Source organism: Sphingomonas sp. GW821-FHT02B09 (assembly GCF_059421875.1).
Genome location: NZ_JBWKVV010000001.1, coordinates 1,224,942 through 1,250,494 on the forward strand (window position 1 = coordinate 1,224,942; position 25,553 = coordinate 1,250,494).

Below are 25,553 nucleotides of genomic sequence, written 5' to 3' on the forward strand. Positions count from 1 at the left end.
GGGAGCATAGACGACCTAACACTCTCTCCCACAAGGGGAGAGCAAACAGTTTCTAAGAGGACAGGTTCATGAACGAACTGACCAACTTCGCGAACCCGATCGCTAAGCCCGAGACCTTCGACCAGATCCAGATCGGCATTGCCTCGCCCGACAAGATCCGTTCGTGGTCGTTCGGCGAGATCAAGAAGCCCGAAACCATCAACTATCGCACGTTCAAGCCCGAGCGTGACGGCCTGTTCTGCGCGCGCATCTTCGGTCCGATCAAGGATTACGAATGCCTGTGCGGCAAGTACAAGCGCATGAAGTATAAGGGCATCGTCTGCGAGAAGTGCGGCGTCGAGGTCACCGTCTCGAAGGTTCGCCGCGAGCGGATGGGCCATATCGAGCTCGCCGCCCCGGTCGCGCACATCTGGTTCCTGAAATCGCTGCCCAGCCGCATCGGCCTGCTGCTCGACATGCAGCTCAAGCAGCTCGAGCGCGTGCTGTATTTCGAGGCGTATATCGTCATCGAGCCGGGCCTGACCCCGCTTGAGAAGTTCCAGCTGATGACCGAGGACGAGCTCCTCGAGGCGCAGGACCAGTACGGTGAGGACGCGTTCTCGGCCGGCATCGGTGCTGAGGCCGTGCGCATCATGCTCGAAAGCCTCGACCTCGAAGGCGAGAAGGTCGCGCTGCTCGAAGAGCTGGCAACGACCAAGTCGGAGCTGAAGCCCAAGAAGATCATCAAGCGCCTCAAGGTCGTCGAGAGCTTCCTCGAATCGGGCAACCGTCCCGAGTGGATGATCCTCGAAGTCGTGCCGGTCATCCCGCCCGAGCTGCGCCCGCTGGTGCCGCTGGACGGCGGTCGCTTCGCGACCTCTGATCTCAACGATCTGTATCGCCGCGTCATCAACCGCAACAACCGCCTGAAGCGCCTGATGGAGCTGCGCGCGCCGGACATCATCGTCCGCAACGAAAAGCGCATGCTGCAGGAGGCGGTCGACGCTTTGTTCGACAACGGCCGTCGCGGTCGCACGATCACGGGCGCCAACAAGCGTCCGCTGAAGTCGCTGTCCGACATGCTGAAGGGCAAGCAGGGCCGCTTCCGCCAAAATCTTCTCGGCAAGCGCGTCGACTATTCGGGCCGTTCGGTCATCGTTACCGGTCCCGAGCTCAAGCTGCACCAGTGCGGCCTGCCGAAGAAGATGGCGCTCGAGCTGTTCAAGCCGTTCATCTACGCGCGCCTCGACGCCAAGGGTCTGTCCATGACCCTGAAGCAGGCGAAGAAGTGGGTCGAGAAGGAGCGCAAGGAAGTCTGGGACATCCTGGACGAGGTAATCCGCGAGCATCCCGTGATGCTCAACCGCGCACCGACGCTCCACCGTCTCGGCATCCAGGCGTTCGAGCCGGTGCTGATCGAGGGCAAGGCGATCCAGCTTCACCCGCTGGTCTGCTCGGCGTTCAACGCCGACTTCGACGGCGACCAGATGGCCGTGCACGTCCCGCTGTCGCTGGAAGCGCAGCTCGAAGCGCGCGTCCTGATGATGTCGACCAACAACATCCTGTCGCCCGCCAACGGCAAGCCGATCATCGTGCCGTCGCAGGACATGGTGCTGGGCCTCTATTATCTGTCGATGATGAAGGAAGGCGAGCCGGGCGAAGGCATGCTGCTCGGCGACATGGCCGAGGTGCATCAGGCGCTCAACGCAGGTGCGGTGACGCTGCACACCAAGATCATCAGCCGCGTTCCGCAGACCGATGAGGCTGGCAAGCAGTACCTCAAGCGCTACGAGACGACGCCGGGCCGCATGCTGCTGGGTGAAACCCTGCCGCACAGCCACAAGGTGCCGTTCGAGACCGTCAACCGCCTCCTCACCAAGAAGGACGTCGGCGACGTGATCGACGAGGTCTATCGTCACACCGGCCAGAAGGAGACCGTGCTGTTCGCCGACGCGATCATGGCACTGGGCTTCCGTCACGCATTCCGCGCCGGCATCTCGTTCGGCAAGGACGACATGATCATCGCGCCGGACAAGGACAAGCTGGTCGACGAGACGCGCGATCAGGTGAAGGACTTCGAGCAGCAGTATCAGGACGGCCTGATCACGCAGCAGGAGAAGTACAACAAGGTGATCGACGCCTGGAGCCGTTGCGGCGACCAGGTCGCGAACTCGATGATGAACGAGATCAAGGCCGTCCGTCACTATGAAGACGGTCCCAACAAGGGCCGCGAGAAGGACATCAACTCGATCTACATGATGGCCCACTCGGGTGCCCGCGGTTCGCAGGCGCAGATCAAGCAGCTTGCCGGCATGCGCGGCCTGATGGCCAAGCCGTCGGGCGAGATCATCGAGACGCCGATCATCTCGAACTTCAAGGAAGGCCTGACCGTCCTCGAATATTTCAACTCGACCCACGGCGCCCGCAAGGGCCTCGCGGACACCGCGTTGAAGACGGCGAACTCGGGGTATCTCACCCGCCGTCTCGTCGACGTGTCGCAGGATTGCGTCATTGTCGAGGAGGATTGCGGCACCGAGCGCGCGCTGGAGATGAAGGCGATCGTGCAGGGCGGTTCGACGATCGCCTCGCTCGGCGAGCGTATCCTCGGCCGCACGACGGCGGAGGACGTGGTCGACGCCAAGACCGGCGAAGTCATCATCCCGACGGGTACGTTGCTCGACGAGGCGATGATCACGCAGATCGAGAAGATCGGCATCCAGGGGATGAAGATCCGCTCGCCGCTGGTCTGCGAGAGCAAGATCGGCGTCTGCGGCAAGTGCTACGGGCGTGACCTCGCCCGCGGTACGCCGGTCAACATCGGCGAGGCGGTCGGCGTCATCGCCGCCCAGTCGATCGGTGAGCCCGGCACGCAGCTGACGATGCGTACGTTCCACATCGGCGGCGCGGCGCAGCTCAACGAGCAGTCGAACCTAGAGGCGCCGGTCGACGGTACCGCCCAGTTCCGCGATCTGCGCCTCATCGTCGACCAGCGTGGTCGCCGCGTGACGCTGTCGCGTTCGGGCGAGATCGCGATCCTCGACATGGACGGCCGCGAGCTGTCGACGCACCGTATCCCCTATGGCGCCTATGTGATGTTCGACGACGGCCACATGCTGTCGAAGGGCGATCGCATGGCGGAGTGGGATCCGTTCACCATGCCCGTCATCACCGAGAATTCGGGCATCGTGAAATACGTCGACCTGACCGAGGGCAAGACGCTCACCGAGCAGACCGACGAAGCGACCGGTATCGCCCAGCGCGTCGTCATCGAATATCGCACCTCGACCAAGTCGAAGGAGGATCTGCGTCCGCGCCTGACCCTCACGACCTCGGAAGACGGCGAAGCGGCGCGCTACATGCTCGCAGCCGGTGCGGTGCTCTCGGTCGACGACAATGCCCAGGTCCAGGCCGGCGACGTGCTCGCCCGTGTCAGCCGCGAGTCCGCCAAGACCCGCGACATTACCGGCGGTCTGCCGCGCGTCGCCGAACTGTTCGAGGCGCGCATCCCCAAGGAAGCGGCGATCATCGCCAAGGTTTCCGGCCGGGTCGTGTTCGGCAAGGACTATAAGGCGAAGCGCAAGATCGGCATCCAGCCCGAGGATGGCGGCGACGTCGTCGAGTATCTGGTGCCGAAGTCGAAGGTGATCGACGTTCAGGAAGGCGACTACGTCAAGCGTGGCGACAATCTGATCGGCGGTTCGCCCAACCCGCACGACATTCTGGAGACGATGGGGATCGAGCCGCTGGCCGAATATCTCGTCAGCGAAATCCAGGAAGTCTATCGACTGCAGGGCGTGAAGATCAACGACAAGCACATCGAGACGATCGTTCGTCAGATGCTGCAGAAGGTCGAGATCACCGACGGCGGCGACACCACGCTGCTGAAGGGCGAGCAGGTCGATCGCGAGGAAATGGACGCGACCAACGAGAAGCTGGAGAAGAACCAGCAGCCGGCACAGGGCAAGCCTGTCCTGCTCGGCATCACCAAGGCGTCGCTGCAGACCCGCAGCTTCATCTCGGCGGCGTCGTTCCAGGAGACCACCCGCGTCCTCACCGAGGCGGCGGTCCAGGGCAAGCAGGACACGCTGATGGGTCTCAAGGAGAACGTCATCGTCGGTCGCCTGATCCCGGCGGGTACCGGTGCGGGCATGAACCGCCTGCGGGTCGCGGCCTCGTCGCGCGATGCGGCGATGCGCGTCCAGCAGCGTGCGATGGCCGCGGCGATCGTCGCCCCGGCCTCGGCCGCCGAGCTCCGCGCCGCCGAGGCGCTGCGCTCGAAGCGTGAGGACGTCGGCACGGGGTCCGACCCGCTCGCCGAGGTCGTCCCCTCGGGCGACGGCAGCGACGAGGCTGCGGGCGAGTATCTGAACCAGGAGTGATCTCCCGGTTCAGGCTCCGGCCTGACTGAACGAAGAGCCGCCGTCCGGGCAACCGGGCGGCGGTTTTTCGTTGGGGGCGGCGAGGATCAGCGAGCGTGACGATCTGGCTGCCGTTCCGACAGCATCCAGTCTGACGATCCTCGATCGATACGGCGATATGCCGGCAAGGCATGTAAGACGCTGCCCATGCTGGGGCCGATCAGAACTATTCGTCTGAAAGTCGTATCGTTCGAAACTAACTATAGCACATGGCAATTTGCCGCCCCGATGACGACGGGCAAGAGCCTCATTGATCGATATCAAGGTTTGCGACTCGCCTAACGGCGGTACCGAGTCTTGATACCGTGCGGGCGTCATGCCGACCTCGACTGCTAACGCGAAACGGAACGCCGCCCGCTATGCCGTTCGGCGATTATTGGTTGCAGATGCGAGCGGACACTTCTCGACGTGCAACAAAAACTTGCACCACTATGGTCATGTTCTGCGTTATATCGTATATGATAATGAAGGCGGTGCTGATCATCCGCCGCGGATCACGGATACGGTGCCCCTGATATGACCTCGCAGTCGCAGCCTCTCGAAACGTTGGAAGCCCTGTTGAGCCAGGCATGCCAGATCGCCGATGCGCTGGGTCTGGACCTCGCCGCCATTCGCATCGAAGAGGCACTGATGGTCGCGCGCGACCCCTGCGGCAGCAATCCGCTGTGGCAGGACTCCTGGGGCACGATGAGCGTCCTCAACTAAGCGGCGCGCCTGCCACCGGCAGGCGGCGTTCAGGCCCTTGCCGGATCTTTCGCGACGGCGGTAGCACGCACCGCCCCGCCCGCCGGCGCCGTATCGCCGGGCATCGTCCGCGCGATCGTCTCGAAAGCGCCGTTGCGGATGCGGATCTCGTTGAAGGCGGGCGGCGAATTGCGCACCCGCTTCGACAGCGTGCCCGCGCCGATCATCCGGATCGTCCGGCCGGAGCGCTCGACGGGTACGTCGAACGGATCGTGGACGTGGCCCGACATCACCGCGTCCGCGCCCGCCTCGGCAAGCGCGGTCAACGCGCTGTCGCCATGCCGGGTGCTCGCCGTCCCCTTGGTGCCCCCTTCGATCAGCGGATGATGCGCGGCGACGAAGATCAGCCGATCCTTGGGCGCCGCAGCGATCATCGCCAGCGCCTTGCGCAGCGAGCCGGCGCTCACCCGCCCCTTCGACCAGTTCCAGCGCCATTGCGCCCGCGCCGTCGTCTTGAGCGGCACGATCGTCACCCCCGGCAAATCGAGCTCGCGCTCGATCATCTTCTCCACCGCCGCATAACGCTGATACGGGGCCAGCAGTCGGCGGAACGGGTCCCAATAATAGGGTATGTCGTGGTTGCCGACCTCCAGGGTCACCGGAACGCCAAGGCTGCGCAGCCAGTCGCCGCCACGCTGGAACTCGCCGCGCGTCGCGCGCATCGTGAGATCGCCGGTCATGATCACCGCATCGGGCCGCTCGGCCGCGACGCGTTCGCCGAACCAGGCGATCGCGTCGGGATCTTCGGCACCGAAATGAACGTCGCTGACGTGGAATAATCTGATCATGGTGCCCGAACGCTGCTGCCGCCCGAAGGCTGCTAATCCCGATCGTCGTTCCGGCACAAGTTCGGCGCTCAGGCACTATCGTATTGATTTGTATCAACACACGTTAATTTGTAATGCGCCATGGGTCGGATCATGTCGGACTGACGAGTTACAACGGTGACAATGGCGATTCCTCTCGAGACCGACCCGACCCTGGACCTCACGGTCTGCGATCGCGAACCGATCCACATCCCCGGTGCTATCCAGCCCCATGGCCTGTTGCTCGTCGCCGCGGCGGGTGGCGAGCATCAGGTGCTTGCCGGCGCCGGCGCGATCGAGGCGCGGCTGGCGGCGGACTGGCAGGGACGCCGATTGTCCGACCTGCTCGGGCAGGACGTCGCACCGCTGCTCGATCATCTGCCCGGCGGCCTCGACGCGGTCGGCCAACTCCCGGTCGAGGGGATCGGCGAGCGCTTCGTCGCCACGCTGCACCGCACTGGTACGCATCTGCTCGTCGAGCTCGAACCCGTCGCCGACGAGCCGACCTCGGTGGCGACGACGCTCGGCTGGCTCGACGCGGTCGCCGGCAGCTTCGAGCGCGCCGCCGATCTGCAGACGCTCTACGATCGCGCGGCCAGCGCCTTCCGCCGCCTGACCGGCTTCGACCGGGTCATGATCTACCGCTTTCTCGACGACGACGCGGGACAGGTCGTCGCGGAGGATCGCGACCCGGCGCTGGAGACCTTCCGCAACCATCGCTTCCCCGCGTCGGACATTCCCCGCCAAGCGCGCGCGCTCTACGTCCGCAACCGGACGCGGGTGATCCCGACGATCGACTATGATCCGGCGCCGCTGCGCCCGGCCGGCTTCGCGCAGCTCGATCTCAGCGACATCGCGGTGCGTCACGTCTCGCCGGTCCATCTGCAATATCTGCGCAATATGGGGGTCGAGGCGTCGGCGTCGATTTCGATCGTCAAGGACGGCTTGCTGTGGGGCCTCGTCGCCTGCCATCACAACGGCCCGCGCCGCTTGCCGCCCGATGTCCGCAGCACCGGTGCGACGCTCGCCAGCGGCCTCGCCCGCCAGATCCGCGCCAAGGAAGAGGCTGCGGCCTATCGCGAGCGGCTCGCGCTGCGCGTCGCCGAGGATTCGGTCGTGCCGCGACTGAACAGCGAAGAGCCGCTGCGCGCCGCGATCGTCGCGGTGAAGGACGAATTGTGTGCGATGCTCCATGCCGACGGCTTCGCGATGATCGCCGGCGATCAGGTCGAGCGGTTCGGCCGCTGCCCCAACGATGACGTGCTGGTCGGTATCGCCCGCTGGGTGCGCGAACGCGGCGGCGAGCCGATCGCGACGCACGAACTCGGCGCGCTGTTGCCGATCGCGCGCGGGCACGAGCAGACGGCGAGCGGCCTGCTCGCGGTACCGCTGCACGAGGAGGATGCGATCCTGCTCTGGCTGCGTGCCGAGACGATCGAGACGATCGAATGGGCCGGCAATCCGCACAAGTCGGTCGCGGTCGAGCCTGGCGCAATGCTGACCCCGCGTGCCTCCTTCGCCGTCTATACCGAGACGGTGAGCGGCCGCTCGCAGCGTTGGACGCTCGAACAGATTGAGGCGGGCCATCGCCTGCGCCGCCGCTTCCACGAAGCGCGCCAGCACCTTCAGGTCCGCATCCTCAACCGCGAATATCACCGCGCCTTGGCGGAGAAGGATGCGCTGCTCGCGCAGAAGGACGTCCTGATGAAGGAGGTCAACCATCGCGTGCAGAACAGCCTGCAACTGGTCGCCTCCTTCCTCCGCCTGCAAGCCAAGACCGCCAACAGCACCGTCGTCGCCGATCATCTGGCGGAAGCGCAGGCGCGCCTCGCTGCGGTGGCGCTGGTCCATCGCCGATTGTACCGCGACGATCAGGTCGAGAGCGTCGACCTGTCGCGCTACATCGAAGAGCTGATCGCCGACATGCGTGTCTCGCTGGGCGCGGAATGGGGCCGGCACATCAAGCTCGATCTCGCGCCGGTGCTGGTGCCGACCGATCGCGCGGTCAACATCGGGCTGATCCTCACCGAGCTGGTCATCAACGCCACCAAATATGCCTATGGCGGCGACGCCGGACCGGTGGCCATCGCGCTCGAACAGCATGGCGGCAAGCTGCGACTGATCGTCGCCGACGACGGCCGCGGCAAGGGCGACGGCGAAGGCTTCGGCAGCCGGATGATGGATGCCATGGTCCAGCGCCTGTCCGGTATCATCGAATTCGGCGACAATGCGCCCGGTCTCCGCGCGATCATGACGGCACCCATCGCAGAAGTCTGACGATCACCGCGGGACGTTGCTGTCGACGAGATGCCGAAATCTAAGGAAAACTTTACGGCCATTTGCTAGGACGGACGCGACATCGGCCATCGCGGAACGCCTGCAATGATTTTTACTTGGTATTACAAAGCGATGCGCCAAAGCCGTCGCCGCTGATGGCGATCGTTGCGGCACATGGTTCGCGGTGGGCGCGGCTGACGGCTTGGTGGGGCAACGGTCCCGCCGCCGCCACCGCCGCCGCGCCCGCCGCTCCGCCGGTGGCGGAACCGCTGGTGACCAGCGTCCGGCGCGCCGCGGCGCGCGAGACGTTCGCCCGCATCGGCGCCTTCCTCGACGCGCACGATTTCGCGCCGACGGTGGATCACTTCCACGTCGCCCGCTGCTACATCCTCGGGGAAGACATCGCGCTGACCCGCGCGGTCGACGATCATATCCGCGAACACGGCCGCCTCGACGCCGCCTTCCTCGCCCGGCCGGTGGTCCGCGAGCTGCTCGGCCCGCTGCATCCCGAGCGCATCGCCGAACTGGCCGACGCGCTCGCCGCGCGGCTGGCGGAATCGGAAACCGCCTTCCGCCAGGGGCAGGCCGCGGCCTCCGACTATGAAAGCGCCCTCATCGCCGAAGCCGCGGCGGTCGACGCCGATCGCGACGGCGACGCCGACGGCACGATCAAACGCCTGCTCGCGCTCACCAACGATTCCATCGCCCGCACCCGCCAGCTCGCCGACCAGCTGCGCGAGACGCATCGCGAAACCAACCGTCTGCGCCGCAACCTGCAGGAGGCGAGACGCGCGGCGGACGAGGATCATCTCACCGGCCTGCCCAATCGCCGCTGCTACGACCGCCGGCTCGTCGCGCTGGTCGCGTCGCGTCAGCCGGGGTCGGACCATTGCATCGCGCTTTGCGACGTCGACGACTTCAAGGCGATCAACGACCGCCACGGTCATGAGACCGGCGACCGCGTGCTCAAGCTCGTCGCGCGCAAGTTGACCGCCGGACTCGGTGCCAAAGTGCTCGTCGCGCGTCACGGCGGCGAGGAATTCGCCTGCCTGTTCGAGGATTGCCGCCCCGATCATGCCTTTGCGGCGCTCGACCGGGTGCGCGGCAAACTCGGCGCGCGCAGCCTGATCGACCAGAATTCGGGTGACGGCATCGGTCGCCTCACCTTTTCCGCCGGGATCGCGATGCTCGGCGACGACGTCGCCGCGACGATGCGCGCCGCCGACGCCGCGCTCTACAGCGCCAAGCGCGCCGGCAAGGACCGCATCGTCATCGCCTGAGTTCGTCTGCGCGCGCTTAACCACCCATCCGTGTCGTCTTTTGCGCAGGCCGTGCTAAGATAGCCTCATGCATCGCCCGATCTCCTGCCGTTCGTCCGGAGCGGGTCCGCATCGCGGTCGCGCGTCGCCGTCCCGGGATGATGCATTACCCAGTTTCGGCTTGCGTGGCGGGGCGTCCCGCCCCATGCGCCCCCCGCCCTCTACGAAAGGTTTCTTATGGTAGCCTGGTTCCAGGCGCTGATGCCGAAGCAAGGTCGGTTCTTCGATCAGTTCGAGGCGCATGCCGCCACGCTGGTCGCCGGTGCCGACGCCTTGCAGAAGCTGTTCAGCGGCGACGGTGCGATCGCGGTCCATATCGCCGAGATCGTCGACCGCGAGCATGAGGCGGACGATATCACCCGCGACGTGCTGCAGGATGTCCGCCGCGTCTTCGTCACCCCGTTCGACCGGTCGGCGATCACCGACCTGATCGGCGTCATGGACGATTCGATCGACCAGATGAACCAGACCGCGACCACTATCGCGCTCTACGAGGTGAAGACCTTCGCCGACGACATGCGCGCGATGGTCGACCTCATCGTCGAGGCGGCGCGCGTCACCGCAGAGGCGATTCCCCTGCTACGCAAGCTCGACGCCAATGCCGGCCGTCTCCACGATCTCACCGCACGGCTGGTGCAGCTCGAGGGGCAGGTCGACGATCATCATGCCAAGGGGCTGCACGCCTTGTTCAAATCCTGCGGCAACGATCAGCCGATGCGCTTCATCGTCGAGCGCGAGATCTACAGCCATCTGGAACGCATCGCTGACCGGTTCGAGGACATCGCCAACGAGATCCAGGGTCTCGTCATCGACCACGCCTAGGCCATGACGATCTCCTTCACGCTGCTCGTCGCGCTGATTGGCGTCGCCTTGCTGTTCGACTTCCTGAACGGCCTGCACGATGCCGCCAATTCGATCGCGACGGTGGTCTCGACGCGCGTGCTCAAGCCGCATCATGCGGTGATCTGGGCCGCCTTCTTCAACTTCATCGCCTTCGCGGTCTTCGACCACAATGTCGCGCAGACCGTCGGCAAGGGCATCGTCAGCGCCACGGTGATCGATCCGCAGGTGATCTTCGGCGCGCTGATGGGCGCGATCGTCTGGAACGTCATCACCTGGCGCTACGGCATTCCGTCGAGCTCCAGCCATGCGCTGATCGGCGGCCTGCTCGGCGCCGGGATCAGCAAGGCCGGCTTCGACGGCGTCGTCTGGGCGGGCGTCGGCAAGACCGTCGGGGCGATCTTCCTGTCGCCGACGGTCGGCATGATCCTCGCTTTGCTGCTGGTGCTCGTCGTCGCATGGAGTTCGCTGCGGCTGACGCCGATGGGCGTCGACAAACGCTATCGCAAGCTCCAGTTGGTCTCCGCCGCGCTCTACAGCCTCGGTCATGGCGCCAACGACGCGCAGAAGACGATGGGGATCATCACCGTCCTGCTCTATTCGCAGGGGCTGCTCCAGGGCGGCTTCCACGTCCCCTTCTGGGTCGTGCTCTCCTGTCAGGCGGCGATGGCGCTGGGCACGATGTCGGGCGGCTGGAAGATCGTCCACACGATGGGATCGAAGATCACGCGCCTCACCCCGGCGCAGGGCTTCTGCGCCGAGACGGGCGGCGCGATCACGCTGTTCATGGCGACCGTTGGCGGCATCCCGGTCTCCTCGACGCACACCATCACCGGCGCGATCGTCGGCGTCGGTTCGGCACGGCGGCTGTCCGCGGTGCGCTGGAACATCGCGAGCCGCATTGTCGTCGCCTGGGTCGTCACCCTCCCCGCCGCCGGCCTGATCGGCGCGACCTTCTACGAGATCGCCGCGCTGCTGTCGCGCTGACCGGCGTGACGGGGGGATGCAGCCATCCTCCCGTCACCCGCGGACCTTCCACCCCGCTCCACCGTTATCGTCCTACACCATAGCGGAGCCGCCCCATGCCGACCGAACTCACCATCCTCGGCGTGTCCGTCATCCTGCTCGTCGTCCACATCATGCTGCAGGGGCAGACGGCGACCCGCGACCGTGGTCTCGCCTGGAACGCCGGCCCGCGCGACGGCGCCGACGAGAAGCCGCTCGGCCCCCTCGCCGGCCGCGCCGCACGCGCGCTGTCGAACTATCAGGAAACCTATCCCGCCTTCGTCGCGCTGGCGCTCGGCCTTGCGGTCACCGGACAGACCGGCGGGCTCGGTGCGGCCGGCGCGATCCTCTGGCTGATCGCCCGCATCGTCTACATCCCGCTCTACCTGCTCGGCATTCCCTATGTCCGCAGCCTCGCCTGGGTCGCCGCCATGCTCGGCCTGCTGCTGATGCTCGTCCGCTTCTTCTAAACGTCCGCGAGCCCAAGATAAATTTACGTCAGTAACGGACCATTAAGCCCACGGACGTATTGCGGGACATGGCCGATCTTCCCGCCGCGTTCATTCCCGCGCTCACCGTCATCCTGCCGCTTGCCGCGGTGCTCATCGCCTCCGCCTGTGCGGTCGATCTCGGCGAAGGATAAGTCCGGAACCGGGGCCCGTCACGCGAGCCCCGGCCCTCTTCACGCGATATGCACCGCCTTGGTGGTCAGATGCGCCGCGATCCCCTCGGGACCGTCCTCCGATCCGAAGCCGCTGTCCTTGACCCCGCCGAACGGCGCATCGCCCCAGCTCAGCCGCACGGTGTTGATCGCAACCATCCCCGCCTCGATCTCGTCGCCCAGCCGGTTCTGCAAGCGGCCGTTCTCGGTGAAGCAATAGGCGCCGAGACCGTAAGGCAGGCGGTTCGCCTCGGCGATCGCATCGTCGGCGCTGGCGAACGATCCGATCAGCGCGATCGGCCCGAACGGCTCCTCGTTCATCGCACTGGCGGCGAGCGGCACGTCGGCGAGCACGGTCGGCGCGAAGAAGAAGCCGTCGCCCTCGCCCGGCACGCCGCCGGTCAGCAGCCGCGCCCCCGCGCCGACCGCATTCTCGATGATCCCCGCGATCGCCTCCGGCCGGCGCGGATTGGCCATCGGCCCCATCTGCGTGCCCTTCTCCAGCCCGTTGCCGACCTTGATCGCCGCGGTGCGCTCGGCGAAGCCCTTGGCGAACCGCTCGTAGATGCCCTGCTGGACGTGGAAGCGGGTCGGCGCGACGCAGACCTGGCCGGCGTTGCGGAATTTGTGCGCCACCAACGTGTCGAGGGTACGCTCCAGATCGCAATCGTCGAACACCAGCACCGGGCCGTGGCCGCCCAGCTCCATCGTCGACTTCATCACCGTCTCCGCCGCCAGCTTGAGCAGATGCTTGCCGACCGGCACCGAGCCGGTGAAGCTGAGCTTGCGCGTCACCGGCGAGGCGAGCAGCTGCCGCGAGACCGCGTCGGGCACGCCGAACACCAGTTGCGCGACCCCGTCGGGCAGCCCCGCATCCTGGAAGCAGCGCAGGATCTCGACCGCGGCGCCCGGCGTCTCCTCGCTCGGCTTGAGGATCACCGAACAGCCCGCGGCGATCGCCGGCGACAGCTTGCGCACCGGGTTCATCACCGGGAAATTCCACGCGCAGAATGCCGCCACCGGCCCGACCGGCTGATGCAGCACCAGCGAGCGCGTACCCGTCGGCCGCGGCAGCACACGGCCATAGATGCGCACCGCCTCGCCGGCGTGGAAGTCGAGCAGCGCCGCAGTCGCCATCACCTCGCCCTTGGCCTCGGTATAGGGCTTGCCCTCCTCCAGCGTCGCCAGCCGCGCGAGCAGGTCGGCGCGCTCGCGCACCAGCGCCGCGGTCCGCGACAGCACCGCCGCGCGCTCCTGCGGCGCGGTCGCCCGCCACGTCTTGAAGCCGCGATCCGCCGCCGCCAGCGCCCGGTCGAGATCGGCCGGCGTCGCCAGCGGCACCTCGCCCAGCGTCCGGCCGTTCGCCGGATCGAGCACCGCCTGCGTCTCGCGACCGGCGGTGATCCATTCGCCGTCGATGAAGAGGCCGAGGCGCGTATCGTAGGTATCGGTCATAACGTTCCGCTTTCGTCAGGCGTGATGCCCCGCCGCGCGGCGGGACGAACGGTCGCGAGGACGCCGGTGCCACCGACGCCGCCACGGACCACGGCGGCTATGTAGGGGCGCGCGGCGCGGGGTGGAAGGCGGTAGGAGCGGCAGGTGGCGACACGGGCGATAGCCGCCGCGGAAGCTGCACAGTCTAGTGATGTGCATCCGATGCGGAAGGCCCACCAAGACGCCGCCATGCCAATTGGATCAGCAATACCATGACGAGGTCCTGAAAGAAGAACTGGCTGACGCTGAGCATGCCGATGATCGGCCCCCAGACGAACATCATCACCCAGACACCTCGTACCAGCAGCACCAATCCGACGTAGCGGAAAAGCCCGCGAGGATCCCAGGCGGCAGGCCGCAACGTTATGACGTAACGTGCAAGGAGACACGCGATGACCGTCTCGGCAAACAACAGATAGCTTGGCACCAGGATATTGGCACCGTACGGGACGACGTAGACGTCGGGACGAACGTGCCTCGCCGACCAGGCCAACAATGGTCCGAGGAGCGATGCCAGCGCGGGGTTGAGCCAGAACGTCCCCACGCCTGCCAGTATCACCGCGGCGGCCAGCCGAACCGCCGTGCTGCGTACCAGCAGGACAACAGCGAAGGCGAGCGTCCCCAGCAGCAGGTCGAATAGCCCCTGCTGTACGAACCCGCCCACGGATCCGCGGAAGTCTGTTGTCGCAAAGCCTGCCATCAGAGCGTTCCGGAGGACGCCGTTCATGGTCGCGAACAGCAAACCGACGATCGGGCCGCGTGCAGCGGGATGAAAGCGACGAAGCCACGGTAGAAGAGCCGCCGCCAGCGCGACGAGGCCGAGCGATTGCGCCAGGGGGTAGAACAGGCCGAGCCGGCCTATGCGAGAGGTATCGGGATATGGCACCCAGAGAACCTGAAGCATCACCACGTGGATGCTGAGGGAAATGCCGACGATCGCTCCGACCACGGCCACGAGGGTAAGTGGAGACGGTGCAACGAACCTCGAAGAAGCAGCCATATGCTTGTCGATACAGGCTTCGCCTTCGCCGATCCAGCAAATCGGGTAAAGGCACGGCCCCATCCGCTGTCAGGAATGGGCCGGATGAAAGGGACAGGCCATAATGCACCCTCCCGAAGGCGCGCTGGGCAGCAGCGCACCCGCGACTGCCAATTTGTGTTCGTAGCAGGGCCAGCGTCGCTTGCCCCAAAGCGGCGGGTCGTTCAGTTTGCCGGTAATTCGGCCGGAGCTTGCACGTGCGTTCGTTGATAATCATGGCGATCGTCGGACTGATCGCCGTGGGCTGGTCTTTCATAAACCATCGCCGACCTCCGTACCGCGTGTCGGGATACAGCGGCACCATCTCTCCCGGTAAGGCCAGTGCGCTGATCGTGACCATGATTGGCATCGCATTGCTTGGACTTGGCGTCGGGAAGGTCTGTTCCGGCGACCCAGCCATAGGCGCAACGTGCGCCATCGTCGGGTTTATGCTGGCCTTTTTCATGATGCTGTCGCTGACACACCGGCATGATCTGAGTTGGGACGATGCTGGAGTACACGGTCCGTCTCGGCTCTTTGGTCCTGCTCTCGGCCTCAGTAGGGCTTCGATCCGTTGGGAAGAGATCGGCACGGTCGGCGCAACAATCACGAGCTTCTGGTTTGTTCAAGCCGGTGACGGGCGCAGAGTGTATTGGAGCTATCTCTATCCCGGATATGGCTCCTTCACCAAGCGCCTGCGGACGAAACGCCCCGATCTGACGCTCCCTAGCGAGCTGAGATGATCGAGGAACATCGTAGGCTTACGCGCTCTTACGCCCCCTTTTCCAACCATGGCCTATCGAGCAGCATCACGGATGGGGAATGACCCTCCGGTATGAAGGGCCGGGCCGCGTCAAGGAGGAGCGTGGAGCGGGTGAAGGGAATCGAACCCTCGTCGTAAGCTTGGGAAGCTTCTGCTCTACCATTGAGCTACACCCGCACAGGCCGCGGCGATGCGCGGCTTGGCTGAGCGCAGGCTGTAATCCGCCGGCCGGGGCAATGCAACGGCGATCATCGACACGCGCGCGTCCAGGCGATACCGCGCGGCCATGACCCTCGTGCTGTTCAACAAGCCGTTCGGCGTGCTCAGCCAGTTCACCGATCGCGGGTCGCCGACCACGCGGGCGACGCTCTCCGATCATATCGATCTGCCCGGCGTCTATCCCGCCGGGCGTCTCGATCGCGACAGCGAGGGGTTGCTGCTGCTCACCGACGACGGCCGGCTGCAGGCGCGGATCGCGGATCCGCGGTTCAAGCTCGCCAAAACCTATCTGGTGCAGGTCGAGGGCGTCCCCGACGATGCCGCGCTGGCGCGGCTGCGCGCAGGCGTCACGCTCAACGACGGACCGACCCGCCCGGCCGAGGTCGAGCGAATCGCCGATCCGGCGCTGTGGCCGCGCGATCCGCCGATCCGCGTCCGCGCCCACATCCCCGATTGCTGGCTGTCGCTGACCATCTGCGAAGGCCGCAACCGCCAGGTGCGGCGGATGACCGCGGCGGTCGGGCATCCGACGCTGCGGCTGGTGCGCTGGCGGATCGGCGACTGGACGCTCGCCGACCTGCCGCCGGGGCAGCATCGCATCATCGGCTGAGCCGCGCCCGGCTCAGGCCGGCATCAGCAGATGCACGACGTCGGGCCTGGGCCAGACGACGGCGCGCACGTCGCCGCCGAGCGCCGCCTCGTCCACCTGCGCGCGGTCGCCGACGACGACGCGCAGCCGGCTGCCGTGGCGGCTCACCGCACCGACGTTGCCCCGGCCGCCGAGCGCGGCGAGCAGCGCATCGGACAATGCGACCGGCGCAGCCGCGACGGGCGGCGGCGCGACCACCGCCGCCGCCGCGGCGGGCGGCGCGGCGTCGAGCGCCGCGCGCATCTCCATCGCGAGCCCATCGGCGATGCCGCCGACGATCACCTGCACCGCGGTCGGCGACGGGCGCAGCACGCCGCGCGCGCCGAGCTGGCGCAGCCGCGGTTCGTCGATCGCCTGCGCGTCCGCCACCGCCAGCCGCAGCCGGGTGGCGCAGGCATCGATGCCGCGCAGATTGGCCGCGCCGCCCAGTGCCGCGACGAACGCCGCCGCCTTGGCATCCGCCGCCACCGCCGGGACGGCGGGCGTCGCCTCGGGCGCCTCGCGACCCGGCGTCGGCAGGTTGAAGCGCACGATCGCCCAGCGGAACAACGTATAATAGATCACCGCATAAGCGGCGCCGACCGGCAGCAGCATCAGCGGCCGCGTCGCCTTGCCGTAATTCAGCACGTAATCGAACAGGCCGGCGGAGAAGCCATAGCCGAGCTTGACGCCGAGCGCGTTCATGATCGCCTCGGCGAGGCCGCTGAGCAGCGCGTGGATCGCATAGAGCACCGGCGCGAGGAACATGAAGCTGAATTCGATCGGCTCGGTGACGCCGGTGAGGAACGAGGTCAGCGCGAGGCTGAACAGCATCCCGCCGACTTCCTTGCGCCGATCGGGCGCGGTGGCGTGGTACATGGCGAGACAGGCGGCGGGCAGGCCGAACATCATGACCGGGAAGAAGCCGCTCATGAATCCGCCCGCGGTCGGATCGCCGGCGAAGAAGCGGGTCAGGTCGCCGGTCTTGCCCTGATAATCGCCGACGACGAAATAGGCGACGTTGTTGAGGATATGGTGCAGCCCGGTGACGAGCAGCAGCCGGTTGAGCAGACCGAAGGCGAACAGGCCGAACCCGCCGGCGGCGACGACGCCGTTGCTCAGCGCGTCCATCCCGGCGTTGATCGTGCCGTAGCTCAGCCCCACCGCCAGCGCGATGACCAGCCCGGCGATGCCGGCGATGATCGGCACGAACCGCCGCCCGCCGAAGAAGGCGAGGTAATCGGGCAGCTTGAAGGTCGCGAAGCGATTGTAGAAGCCGCCGCCGACGAGGCCGGAGACGATGCCGATCGGCACCTCCAGCCGGTCGATCGCCGCCGTCTTCCATGCCGCGGACACGCCCGCCGCCAGCGCCGCCGGCACGTTGGCGAGCGTCGCGGCGGGAACGGTCAGGAAGGTCTGCGCGGCGTTGACCGAGACGAGATAGCAGACGACCCCCGCCATCGCCGCAGCGCCGTTGCCGTCGCGCGCGAAGCCGGTGGCGACGCCGACCGCGAACAGCAGGCCGAGGTTGGAGAACATCGCGTCGCCCGCCGCGCTGAGGAAGGCGATATCGAGGAGGTCGGGCTGGCCGAGGCGCAGCATCAGCCCGGCGATCGGCATCACCGCGATCGGCAGCATCAGCGCGCGGCCGAGCGGCTGGAGGAAGCTCATCACCGAGAAACGGGAGGCGGGACGGGTCATCGGCTGATCTCCTCGGCGAAGCGGCGGGCGAGCGCGCGCACCCCGGCGGCATTGGCCGCGGCGAGCGCGGCAGCGGCATGGTCGCGCACCGCCGCCATCGTCAGGCGGGCGACGAGCGCCTTGGTGGCGGGCACGCGCGCCGGCGGCACCGACAGCGTGCGCACGCCGAGCCCGACCAGGATCGGCGCGGCGAGCGGATCGGCGGCGAGCCCGCCACAGACGCTGACCGGCACGCCGCGCGTCGCGGCGCCCTCGCAGGTCATGCGGATCAGCCGCAGCACCGCCGGATGCAGCCCGTCGATGCCGGCGGCGACCGCGGGATTGCCGCGATCCATCGCCAGCACATATTGGGTGAGGTCGTTGCTGCCGATCGACAGGAAGTCGGCATGCGCCGCGATCAGGTCGGCGGTCGCCGCCGCCGCGGGCGTCTCGACCATCGCGCCGAGCTGCACCGGGCCGACGCCCAGTTCGGCACGCAGCCGGTCGAGCGCCTCGCGCACCGCGATCAGCTCGTCGATGCTGGCGACCATCGGCACCATGATGCGGCAGCGCTCGACCTCGGGCACCGCGAGGATCGCGCGCAGCTGCGTATCGAGCACCTCGGGCCGCGCCAGCGAGACGCGGATGCCGCGCAGGCCGAGCGCCGGATTCTCCTCGGGCGGGATCGCCAGATAGGGCGCGGGCTTGTCGCCGCCGACGTCGAGCAGCCGGATCACCACCGGCCGGCCGGGCAGCGCGGCGACGACGCCGCGATAATCCGCCGCCTGTTCGGCGACGTCGGGTGCGACCGACCGGTCGAGGAACAGGATTTCGGTGCGCAGCAGGCCGCAGCCTTCCGCGCCCGCCGCCGCCGCCGCCTCGGCATCGGCGACCGAGCCGAGATTGGCATAGACGTGGATCGCCCGTCCGTCGGCGGTCGCCGCCGGCCGGTCGCCCGCCGCCAGCGCCGCCGCCTCGGCCTCCGCACGCAGCGCGATCGCCGCACGCGCCTGCGCCTGACGGTCGGGGTGCGGATCGACGATCACCGCGCCGGCATCGGCGTCGAGAATGACCTGCATCCCGTCGGTGACGACCCGCACCGGTGCGCCGAGCGCCACGACCATCGGCACGCCCATTCCCGCGGCGAGCATCGCGACGTGCGAGGTCGGGCCGCCGCCGACCACGGCGAAACCGGCGACCTTGGCCGCGGTCAGGGCGGACAGTTGCGACGGCAACAGATCGTCGGCGAAGACGATCGCGCCCGCCGGCACGGTCAGCGCCGCCGCGCTGGTGCCGAGGATCGCATGGACGACGCGCAGCGCGACGTCGCGGATGTCGTCGGCGCGCTCGGCGATGCGCGCGTTGCCGGTCGCGCGGAGCTGCGCGCCCTGCCCTTCGGCCGCGGTCATCATCGCCGCCGCCGCCGCCATGCCGTTGGCGATCCCCGCCTCAGCGCGACCGCGCAAATCGGGATCGTCGAGGATCGCGCGATGCGCGGCGAGCACGCCACCCATCTGCCCCGGCCCGCCCGCCGCCGCATCGAGCGTCGCCGCCACCGCGGCGATACCGTCCGCCAGCCGCGCCTGCTCAACCGCGACGCCCTCGCCCATCGTCGGCAGTTCGGGCATCTCGAGCCGCAGCCAGAAGGCCGGCCCGATCGCCAGCCCCGGCGCCGCCGGCACGCCGGCTAGCGCGCCCGCCTCGACGTCCCGCGCGACCGGCGACCGCGGTGCGGGCGCAGGCGCCGGCGCGGCATCGACCTCGGCGGTGAGCAAGGCGACCACCGCATCGATCGCCGCCGCCGCCTGCCCGCCGCGCGCCGCGATCGTCACGTGGCGTCCCTGCGCCAGCCCCAGCGACAACAGCCCGATCGGGCTGCTCGCCGAGGCGGTCTCGCCGTTGCTGGTCAGCGTCACCTCGGCGCCACTGTCGCGCACCGCCGCGACGATCCGCGCCGCCGGCCGCGCGTGCAGTCCGTGCGGCAGCAGCACCACCGCATCGCGCCGCAGCGTCTCGCCAGCGACCGCACCCGCCTCCGCCGCCACCGGCGCGCCCACGACGATCCGCGCCAGCGGCGCGCCGACCGCAACCAGCCCCTCGGCGGCGATCGTCTCGACGGACCCCTCGCCCTCGACGAGGATCACCGGCGTCACCGCCGCCGCAGCGCCCTGCACCACCGCGTCGAGATCGAAGCGGATCAGCGGATCGCCCGCGCGCACCCGGTCGCCCGCCGCGACCAGCGGCGTGAACCCCTGCCCGTCCAGCTTCACCGTATCGATGCCGATATGGATCAGCAGCGAGACGCCACCGCCGACATCCAGCGTCACCGCATGGCCGGCGGCGTGGATGGTGAGCACCTGCGCGTCGCACGGCGCGTGCAGCGTATCGCCGGTCGGATCGATCGCCAGACCCGGCCCCATCATCCCCTCGGCGAAGACCGGATCGGGAACGGCAGTCAGCGGCAGGACCCATCCCGCGAGCGGCGCCACCAACTGCACATCCGTCATTCGTCATTCACCTCTGGCCGGTCTCCCGCGCAGTGTATCGCACGCTAACCTGCTGACAATACCTATTGAATACCTTTGCGTAGGACCTTGCGCGTCATTCGGCGCGGATGGTCACTCCGCCGACGAGTCCCGACGGCCTTCCCGCCTCCGGCTGGACGATCAGCACCACGGCGCGCGCGCCGCTGCCCGGCGGCAGCATCGCTTCGATCGGTGCGACCGCGGCGTCGGTCTTGGCGGCGAGCCGGCGCCCGTCGACCCATAGCTCCGCGCGCCCGGCGACGCCGGCGAAGGCGATCCGCCCGCCCCGCGCCGCCACCGCGCGCACCGGCGTGACGCGCGCGCGATAGACCTGCCAGCCACCCTGCGCCTCGGCCGGCGTCGGGGTGCCGCTACGCACGAATGCCCAGCTGTTGTTGTCGTCGCTCGCCGGCGCCAGCCCCGGATCGGGCCGTGCGGCGAGCAGCGGCGAGCGCCGCCAGTCGGCGATCGCGCGCACCGCCGCCACCCGCGGCACCTGTGCCCGCGCCGGTACCGCGACGCGGTCGATCGTCAGGCGCGCCGGCTTCAGCCCCGGCGCGGTCGCGCGCAGCATGATCGTCCCGCGCGCCGCGGCATCCGCCTGCACCAGCACCTGCGCCAGCCCGTTGAACAGCGACCGCGCGCCGCTGGTCGGACCGTCGCCCTTTTCGGATTCGTGGCTGTTGGGATCGCCGTTGCCGACGCCGATGATCGTCGCCCCCGCGATGGTGAATCGCGTCGGCAGATTGGCGGTCGGCACGTGGCGGCCGCGCGCATCGATCGCATCGATCGTCACCGGTTGCACGTCCTCGCCGTCGCCCGCCATTGCGCGCCGCGCCGGCGTCAGCCGCAGCGCGACCGGCGCGCCCGCGGTCTCGTGACCGGCGCGCGCCACCTCGCGTCCGCCGGACAGCGCGATCACCTCCAGCGTGCCCGGCGCATAGGGGACGGTGAAGGCATTGCCCATCAGCCGGTCGACCGCCGCCTCGCCGACGACGCGGCCGTTGAGTTTGAGCACGACCCGCTCGGCATTGGACAGGACGAGCACCGGCACCGGCTGCCCCTCGCGGCCCGGCCACGTCCAGTGTGGCGCGAGGCCGACGACGGGCGTCTCGTCGATCCAGCCGGCGCGATGGATGTCATACGCCGTCTTGCGGAACCCGCAGAGGTCGAGGATGCCGAAGAAGCTCGCGATCGTCGGCCAGACGTGCGGCGTCGGCTCGCCGTGATAGTCGAAGCCGGTCCACACGAAGCCGCCCGCGACGAACGGTCGCTTGGCGATCTCCGCCCAGCCCTTGCGGTGCGTCTCGCCCCAGCCAGCGGCATCGTCGTCCATCGACGAGCGGACGTGCTTCTCCGGGATCGTCTCATAGGCGCCGCGCGTCTCGAACGCGCTGGTATCCTCCGAGCTGGTCATCGGCTTGGTCGGGTTGAGCGCGTGGAACCGGTCGTAATCGCCCGGATAATAATTGAAGCCGACGACGTCGACGACGGTCGAGACGTTCTCTGGATTGAAGAACGACCCGTTCATCGCCGCGGTCACCGGCCGGCTGTCGTCGAGCCGCTTCACCGCCGCTGCCATCCGCCGCACCATCTGCACGCCGGCCGCGGTGCCCTGCATCGGCTCCTCGTTGAACACCGACCACAGGATGACGCTCGGGTGGTTGCGGTCGCGCCGCACCAGCCATTCGAGCTGCGCCATATAATCGGGCGAGGGATTGAAGTTGCGGTTCTCGTCCATGACGAGGAAGCCCATCCGGTCGCACAGGTCGAGGAAGGCGACCGGCGGTGCATTGTGCGAACAGCGGATCGCGTTGCAGCCGAGCTCCTTCAGCCGTTCCAGCCGCCACGCGAGCAGCCCGTCGGGCAGCGCCACGCCGACGCCGGCATGGTCGTGGTGGATGCACACGCCCTTCAGCTTGACGGGCGCGTCGTTGACGAACAGCCCCTTGTCGGCATCGAAGCGGATCGTGCGGAAGCCGATCGGCACGCGCCGCCGGTCGACCGCGGCGCCGTCGCGCTCCAGCGTCACCGCGACGGTATAGAGCGTCGGCGTCTCGACCGACCAGAGGCGCGGCGCAGCGACCGGCACCACCGCCTGCGTCACCGCCTCGTCCAGCGGCGCGACCGTCACCGGCGGCACGTTGATGGTCGCGATGGTGCGGCCGTCGGGATCGATCAGCGTGGCGACCGCCCGCACCGTCACCGGTGCCGCCTCGGTCGAGCGTATCGTCACCGCCACCGGCACCGTCCAGCCGCCATCCGCGCCGCGCCGCGGGTCGCAATGCACCCCGTCGGTGACGATCGACATCGGCGCGCGCGTCGCCAGCCAGGCGTGGCGGTACAGGCCGGCGCCTTCGTACCACCAGCCCTCCATCGCCTCGGCATCGACGCGGATCGCGACGACGTTGGTCTCGTCGCCGAACCGCGCGAACGGGGTGATGTCGATATAGACGCTGTTATAGCCCGACCAATTGTGCGCGACGACGCTGCCGTTGACCCAGATCGTCGCATTGGTCGCGATGCCGTCGAACTGCAGTTCGAGATAGCGGCCGCGGCTGGCGGGATCGAGCCGGAAGCTGCGCCGGTACCAGCCGATGCCGCGCGGGCGATAGCCCTGCGCGACGTTGGCCGTCTCGACGAACGGCTGGAACGACGCCCAATCGTGCGGCAGCGTCACCACCGGCCATTCGCTGTCGTCATAGTCCATCGCCGCCGCGCCGGTGGCGTTGCCCGCCTTGGCGCGCAGATAGGTCTCGTTGTGTGTCGCCGCCGGTGGCACGGCGATGTCGCCTTCGTGGAACAGCCAGCCCTGGTCGAAGCCGATCCGCGAGGGGTCGCCGACCGGCAGCGGCGGCAACAGGCCGTCGACCGGTGCGGGCATCGGCAACGCGCCGTAACGGCTGCCCGGCGCCGCCAGCGCGGCGCCCGGCAGGGACAGCGTCAGACCGGCACCGGCGGACCCGAGAAGCTGCCGCCGGTCGATCGTCATGCCCGTCGTCCTCCGATGGTCGTCGCGACCGGCGCCATCGCCGCGGTCAGTTGCACCCAGTCGGCGCGCAGCCCCGTGGCGAGCGTGCCCCGCTCCGCCGCCAGCCCCAGGAACGCCGCCGGATTGCCCGCCGCGAGCCGCGCCGCCACCGCCGGCGCCAGCCCGAGCATCCCCATCGCATTGGCCACCGCCGCCGCCATGTCGAGGTCCGACCCCGCCAGCGTGCCGTCCTCATAGGAGCAGATGCCGTCGCGCACGCGGATCTGCCGGCCCTGCAACACGAAATCCTTCTGCTCGGCGCCGACCGACGACATCGCGTCGGTGACCAGCATCATCCGCTCGATGCCGCGCGCGCGCAGCGCGATGCGCAGCACCGCCGGGGCGACATGCACGCCGTCGACGATCAGCCCGCACCACGGCCGCGGATCGTCGAGCGCGGCGCCGACCAGACCGGGGGTCCGCTGCACCATCGCCGGCATCGCGTTGAACAGATGGGTGATGCCGCTCAGCCCTGCGTCGAACGCCGCCAGCGCGCCGTCATAGCCGACCTCGGTATGGCCGGCGCTGACCAGCACCCCCGCCGCGGTCAGCGCGGCGATGTCGTCGATATGCGCCAGCTCGGGCGCCAGCGTCACCATCACCTTGCCGCGCCGCGGCCGGGTGAGCAGCGCGATCATCCCGGCGTCGAGCAGGCGGAACCGCGTCGGATCGTGGATGCCCTTGCGCGCGACGTTGAGCCACGGCCCCTCGATGTGCACGCCGACCACGCCGGGCACGCCCGCCGCGATCGCCTCGTCCACCGCATCCAGCGCCAGCGCGATCCGGTCGGGCGTGTCGCTGATCAGCGTCGGCAGCAGCGCGGTGGTGCCGTAGCGCGCATGCGCCTCGGCGATCGCGCGGACACCGGCAACGTTCGTCTCGTCGTTGAACAGCACGCCGCCGCCGCCATTGACCTGCGTGTCGATGAAGCCGGGCATCAGCCAGCCGCCGTCGAGGTCGACCGCGTCGCCGGCCTCGCCGTCGAGCGGCCGGATCGCGGCGATCCGCTCGCCCGAGACGACGATCTCCGCGCCGCGCCACACCGCATCGGCCACGACGACGTGACCGTTGGTGAACCGATAGGCCTCGCTCATAGCGTGCGCGTCACCTTGGCGAGATGCGGCGGCGTATCGGGATCGAGCCCGCGCCGTCGCGACAGCGCCTCGGCGAGGCCGTAGAAGCTCGCCAGCATCAGGATCGGCTGCACCGCCGGATGCGCATCGAGCGCCGGCAAATTGGCGCGCGCGCCGCCGGCATGCGCCGACAGCACCGTCGCGCCGCGTCCGGCGAAGGTCTCCGCCACCGCCATCACGTCGTCGCCCGCCGCGTCGGAGGTCGCCAGCGCCAGCACCGGAAAGCCCTCGCCGACGATCGCCATCGGGCCGTGGCGCACTTCCGCCGCGCTGAACGGTTCGGCCTGCACCTGGCAGGTCTCCTTGAGCTTCAGCGCGCATTCCTGCGCGACGCCGAAGCCATAGCCGCGGCCGATCACGAACATCTGCTTCGCCTCGGCGAGCGGCTCGACGCCCGCGCTCCAGTCGAGCGCCACGGCACGGTCGAGCTGCTCGGGCAGCGCCACCACCGCCGCGGTCAGCGCGTCGTCGCCCGACCAGGCCGCGACCAGCGCCGCCAGCCCCGCCATCGCCGCGATGCACGACTTGGTCGCCGCCACCGACCGCTCCGGCCCGGCGCTCAGCGCGAGCAGCGTATCCGCCATCTCGGCGAGCGGCGACGTCTCGTCGTTGACCAGCGCGACCACCTCGGCGCCGGCCTTGGCGTGCGCCTCCACCGTCGCGAGCAAATCGGGGCTGCGCCCCGATTGCGAGATCGCGATGCACAGCGCCCGCCGCGTCGTCACCGGCGCGTCGAACAGCGACACCACCGACGGCGCCGCCGAGGCGACCGGCACGCCGATCAGCGTCTCGATCAGATATTTGCCGTACATCGCCGCATGGTCCGACGATCCGCGCGCGCAGGTCACCACCACGTCGGGCGGCGTCGCGCGCAGCCGCTCGCCGAGCGCGCGCAGCGCCTCGGCATTGCGCGCCACCAGCCGTGCGACGGTCGCTCCCGCCTCCAGCGTCTCGGCGCGCATCAGCGTGCCCGTCATCGTATCGGTCGTCACTTGGATCAGGGCCCCCGGGCG

General features: G+C 68.5%; 16 protein-coding genes, 1 tRNA gene and 1 pseudogene. 9 read left to right on the forward strand and 9 right to left on the reverse strand.

The features are described from left to right. Positions 1-68: 68 nt before the first annotated feature. Both rpoC and AC07U4_RS05650 read left to right on the forward strand, forming a co-directional pair. A complete protein-coding gene (rpoC, locus tag AC07U4_RS05645; protein WP_038660775.1) occupies positions 69-4,358 on the forward strand; it encodes a DNA-directed RNA polymerase subunit beta' in 4,290 nt (1,429 codons plus the stop codon). Positions 4,359-4,955: 597 nt separating this feature from the next. Next, entirely contained in the window at positions 4,956-5,102 is a 147-nt protein-coding gene (locus tag AC07U4_RS05650; RefSeq protein WP_495194713.1) for a hypothetical protein, read from the forward strand. A gap of 29 nt (positions 5,103-5,131) precedes the next feature. Here the strand turns inward: AC07U4_RS05650 and AC07U4_RS05655 are convergent, their stop codons facing one another. After that, positions 5,132-5,929: a metallophosphoesterase family protein gene (locus AC07U4_RS05655; RefSeq protein ID WP_495194714.1), complete on the reverse strand. Its 798-nt coding sequence runs from the start codon at positions 5,927-5,929 to the stop codon at positions 5,132-5,134. 162 nt (positions 5,930-6,091) lie between these two features. Between AC07U4_RS05655 and AC07U4_RS05660 the strand changes: the two genes are divergently transcribed. From AC07U4_RS05660 to AC07U4_RS05680, 5 genes and pseudogenes are all read left to right on the forward strand, one after another. Continuing rightward, positions 6,092-8,224, forward strand: coding sequence for a histidine kinase dimerization/phosphoacceptor domain -containing protein (locus tag AC07U4_RS05660; protein WP_495194715.1), 2,133 nt, complete (start codon positions 6,092-6,094; stop codon positions 8,222-8,224). A gap of 116 nt (positions 8,225-8,340) precedes the next feature. Further along, complete coding sequence (locus tag AC07U4_RS05665; protein ID WP_495194716.1) at positions 8,341-9,504, forward strand: GGDEF domain-containing protein; 1,164 nt, start codon at positions 8,341-8,343, stop codon at positions 9,502-9,504. A 204-nt stretch (positions 9,505-9,708) separates the two neighbouring features. Beyond that, positions 9,709-10,365, forward strand: a pseudogene (locus tag AC07U4_RS05670) (DUF47 domain-containing protein); the annotation flags it as partial. A 3-nt stretch (positions 10,366-10,368) separates the two neighbouring features. Then, positions 10,369-11,370, forward strand: a complete 1,002-nt coding sequence (locus AC07U4_RS05675; RefSeq protein WP_038660785.1) for an inorganic phosphate transporter — start codon at positions 10,369-10,371, stop codon at positions 11,368-11,370. Positions 11,371-11,465: 95 nt separating this feature from the next. Further along, positions 11,466-11,858 carry an MAPEG family protein gene (locus AC07U4_RS05680; protein ID WP_495194717.1) on the forward strand — a complete coding sequence of 131 codons (393 nt, stop codon included), beginning with the start codon at positions 11,466-11,468 and terminating at the stop codon, positions 11,856-11,858. A gap of 212 nt (positions 11,859-12,070) precedes the next feature. On the opposite strand, the gene AC07U4_RS05685 is transcribed toward AC07U4_RS05680, so the two are convergent. Continuing rightward, on the reverse strand, positions 12,071-13,504 hold the full coding sequence (locus AC07U4_RS05685) for an NAD-dependent succinate-semialdehyde dehydrogenase (RefSeq protein WP_495194718.1): 1,434 nt from the start codon (positions 13,502-13,504) through the stop codon (positions 12,071-12,073). Positions 13,505-13,688: 184 nt separating this feature from the next. Continuing rightward, positions 13,689-14,543, reverse strand: a complete 855-nt coding sequence (locus AC07U4_RS05690; protein WP_495194719.1) for a hypothetical protein — start codon at positions 14,541-14,543, stop codon at positions 13,689-13,691. 254 nt (positions 14,544-14,797) lie between these two features. Between AC07U4_RS05690 and AC07U4_RS05695 the strand changes: the two genes are divergently transcribed. Then, positions 14,798-15,304 carry a hypothetical protein gene (locus tag AC07U4_RS05695; protein ID WP_495194720.1) on the forward strand — a complete coding sequence of 169 codons (507 nt, stop codon included), beginning with the start codon at positions 14,798-14,800 and terminating at the stop codon, positions 15,302-15,304. A 123-nt stretch (positions 15,305-15,427) separates the two neighbouring features. On the opposite strand, the gene AC07U4_RS05700 is transcribed toward AC07U4_RS05695, so the two are convergent. After that, positions 15,428-15,501 (reverse strand) — tRNA-Gly (locus AC07U4_RS05700). 109 nt (positions 15,502-15,610) lie between these two features. Here AC07U4_RS05700 and AC07U4_RS05705 point away from each other — a divergent pair. Then, the gene (locus AC07U4_RS05705; protein ID WP_495194721.1) at positions 15,611-16,153 is read left to right on the forward strand and encodes a pseudouridine synthase; all 543 of its coding nucleotides are present in this window, start codon (positions 15,611-15,613) and stop codon (positions 16,151-16,153) included. Positions 16,154-16,165: 12 nt separating this feature from the next. Here AC07U4_RS05705 and nagE read toward each other — a convergent pair whose 3' ends face one another. From nagE to AC07U4_RS05730, 5 genes are all read right to left on the reverse strand, one after another. Beyond that, the gene (nagE, locus tag AC07U4_RS05710; protein ID WP_495194722.1) at positions 16,166-17,872 is read right to left on the reverse strand and encodes an N-acetylglucosamine-specific PTS transporter subunit IIBC; all 1,707 of its coding nucleotides are present in this window, start codon (positions 17,870-17,872) and stop codon (positions 16,166-16,168) included. Beyond that, on the reverse strand, positions 17,869-20,358 hold the full coding sequence (ptsP, locus tag AC07U4_RS05715) for a phosphoenolpyruvate--protein phosphotransferase (protein ID WP_495194723.1): 2,490 nt from the start codon (positions 20,356-20,358) through the stop codon (positions 17,869-17,871). The genes nagE and ptsP overlap by 4 nt, the downstream gene beginning before the upstream one ends. A 94-nt stretch (positions 20,359-20,452) precedes the next feature. Beyond that, on the reverse strand, positions 20,453-23,368 hold the full coding sequence (gene galA / locus AC07U4_RS05720) for a beta-galactosidase GalA (RefSeq protein WP_495194724.1): 2,916 nt from the start codon (positions 23,366-23,368) through the stop codon (positions 20,453-20,455). Then, positions 23,365-24,501 (reverse strand): N-acetylglucosamine-6-phosphate deacetylase, encoded by a 1,137-nt coding sequence (gene nagA / locus AC07U4_RS05725; RefSeq protein WP_495194725.1) that lies wholly within the window; start codon positions 24,499-24,501, stop codon positions 23,365-23,367. Before nagA ends, galA begins: the two co-directional genes overlap by 4 nt. Further along, positions 24,498-25,517, reverse strand: a complete 1,020-nt coding sequence (locus tag AC07U4_RS05730) for an SIS domain-containing protein (protein WP_495194726.1) — start codon at positions 25,515-25,517, stop codon at positions 24,498-24,500. The genes nagA and AC07U4_RS05730 overlap by 4 nt, the downstream gene beginning before the upstream one ends. Between the last annotated feature and the right edge of the window lie 36 nt (positions 25,518-25,553).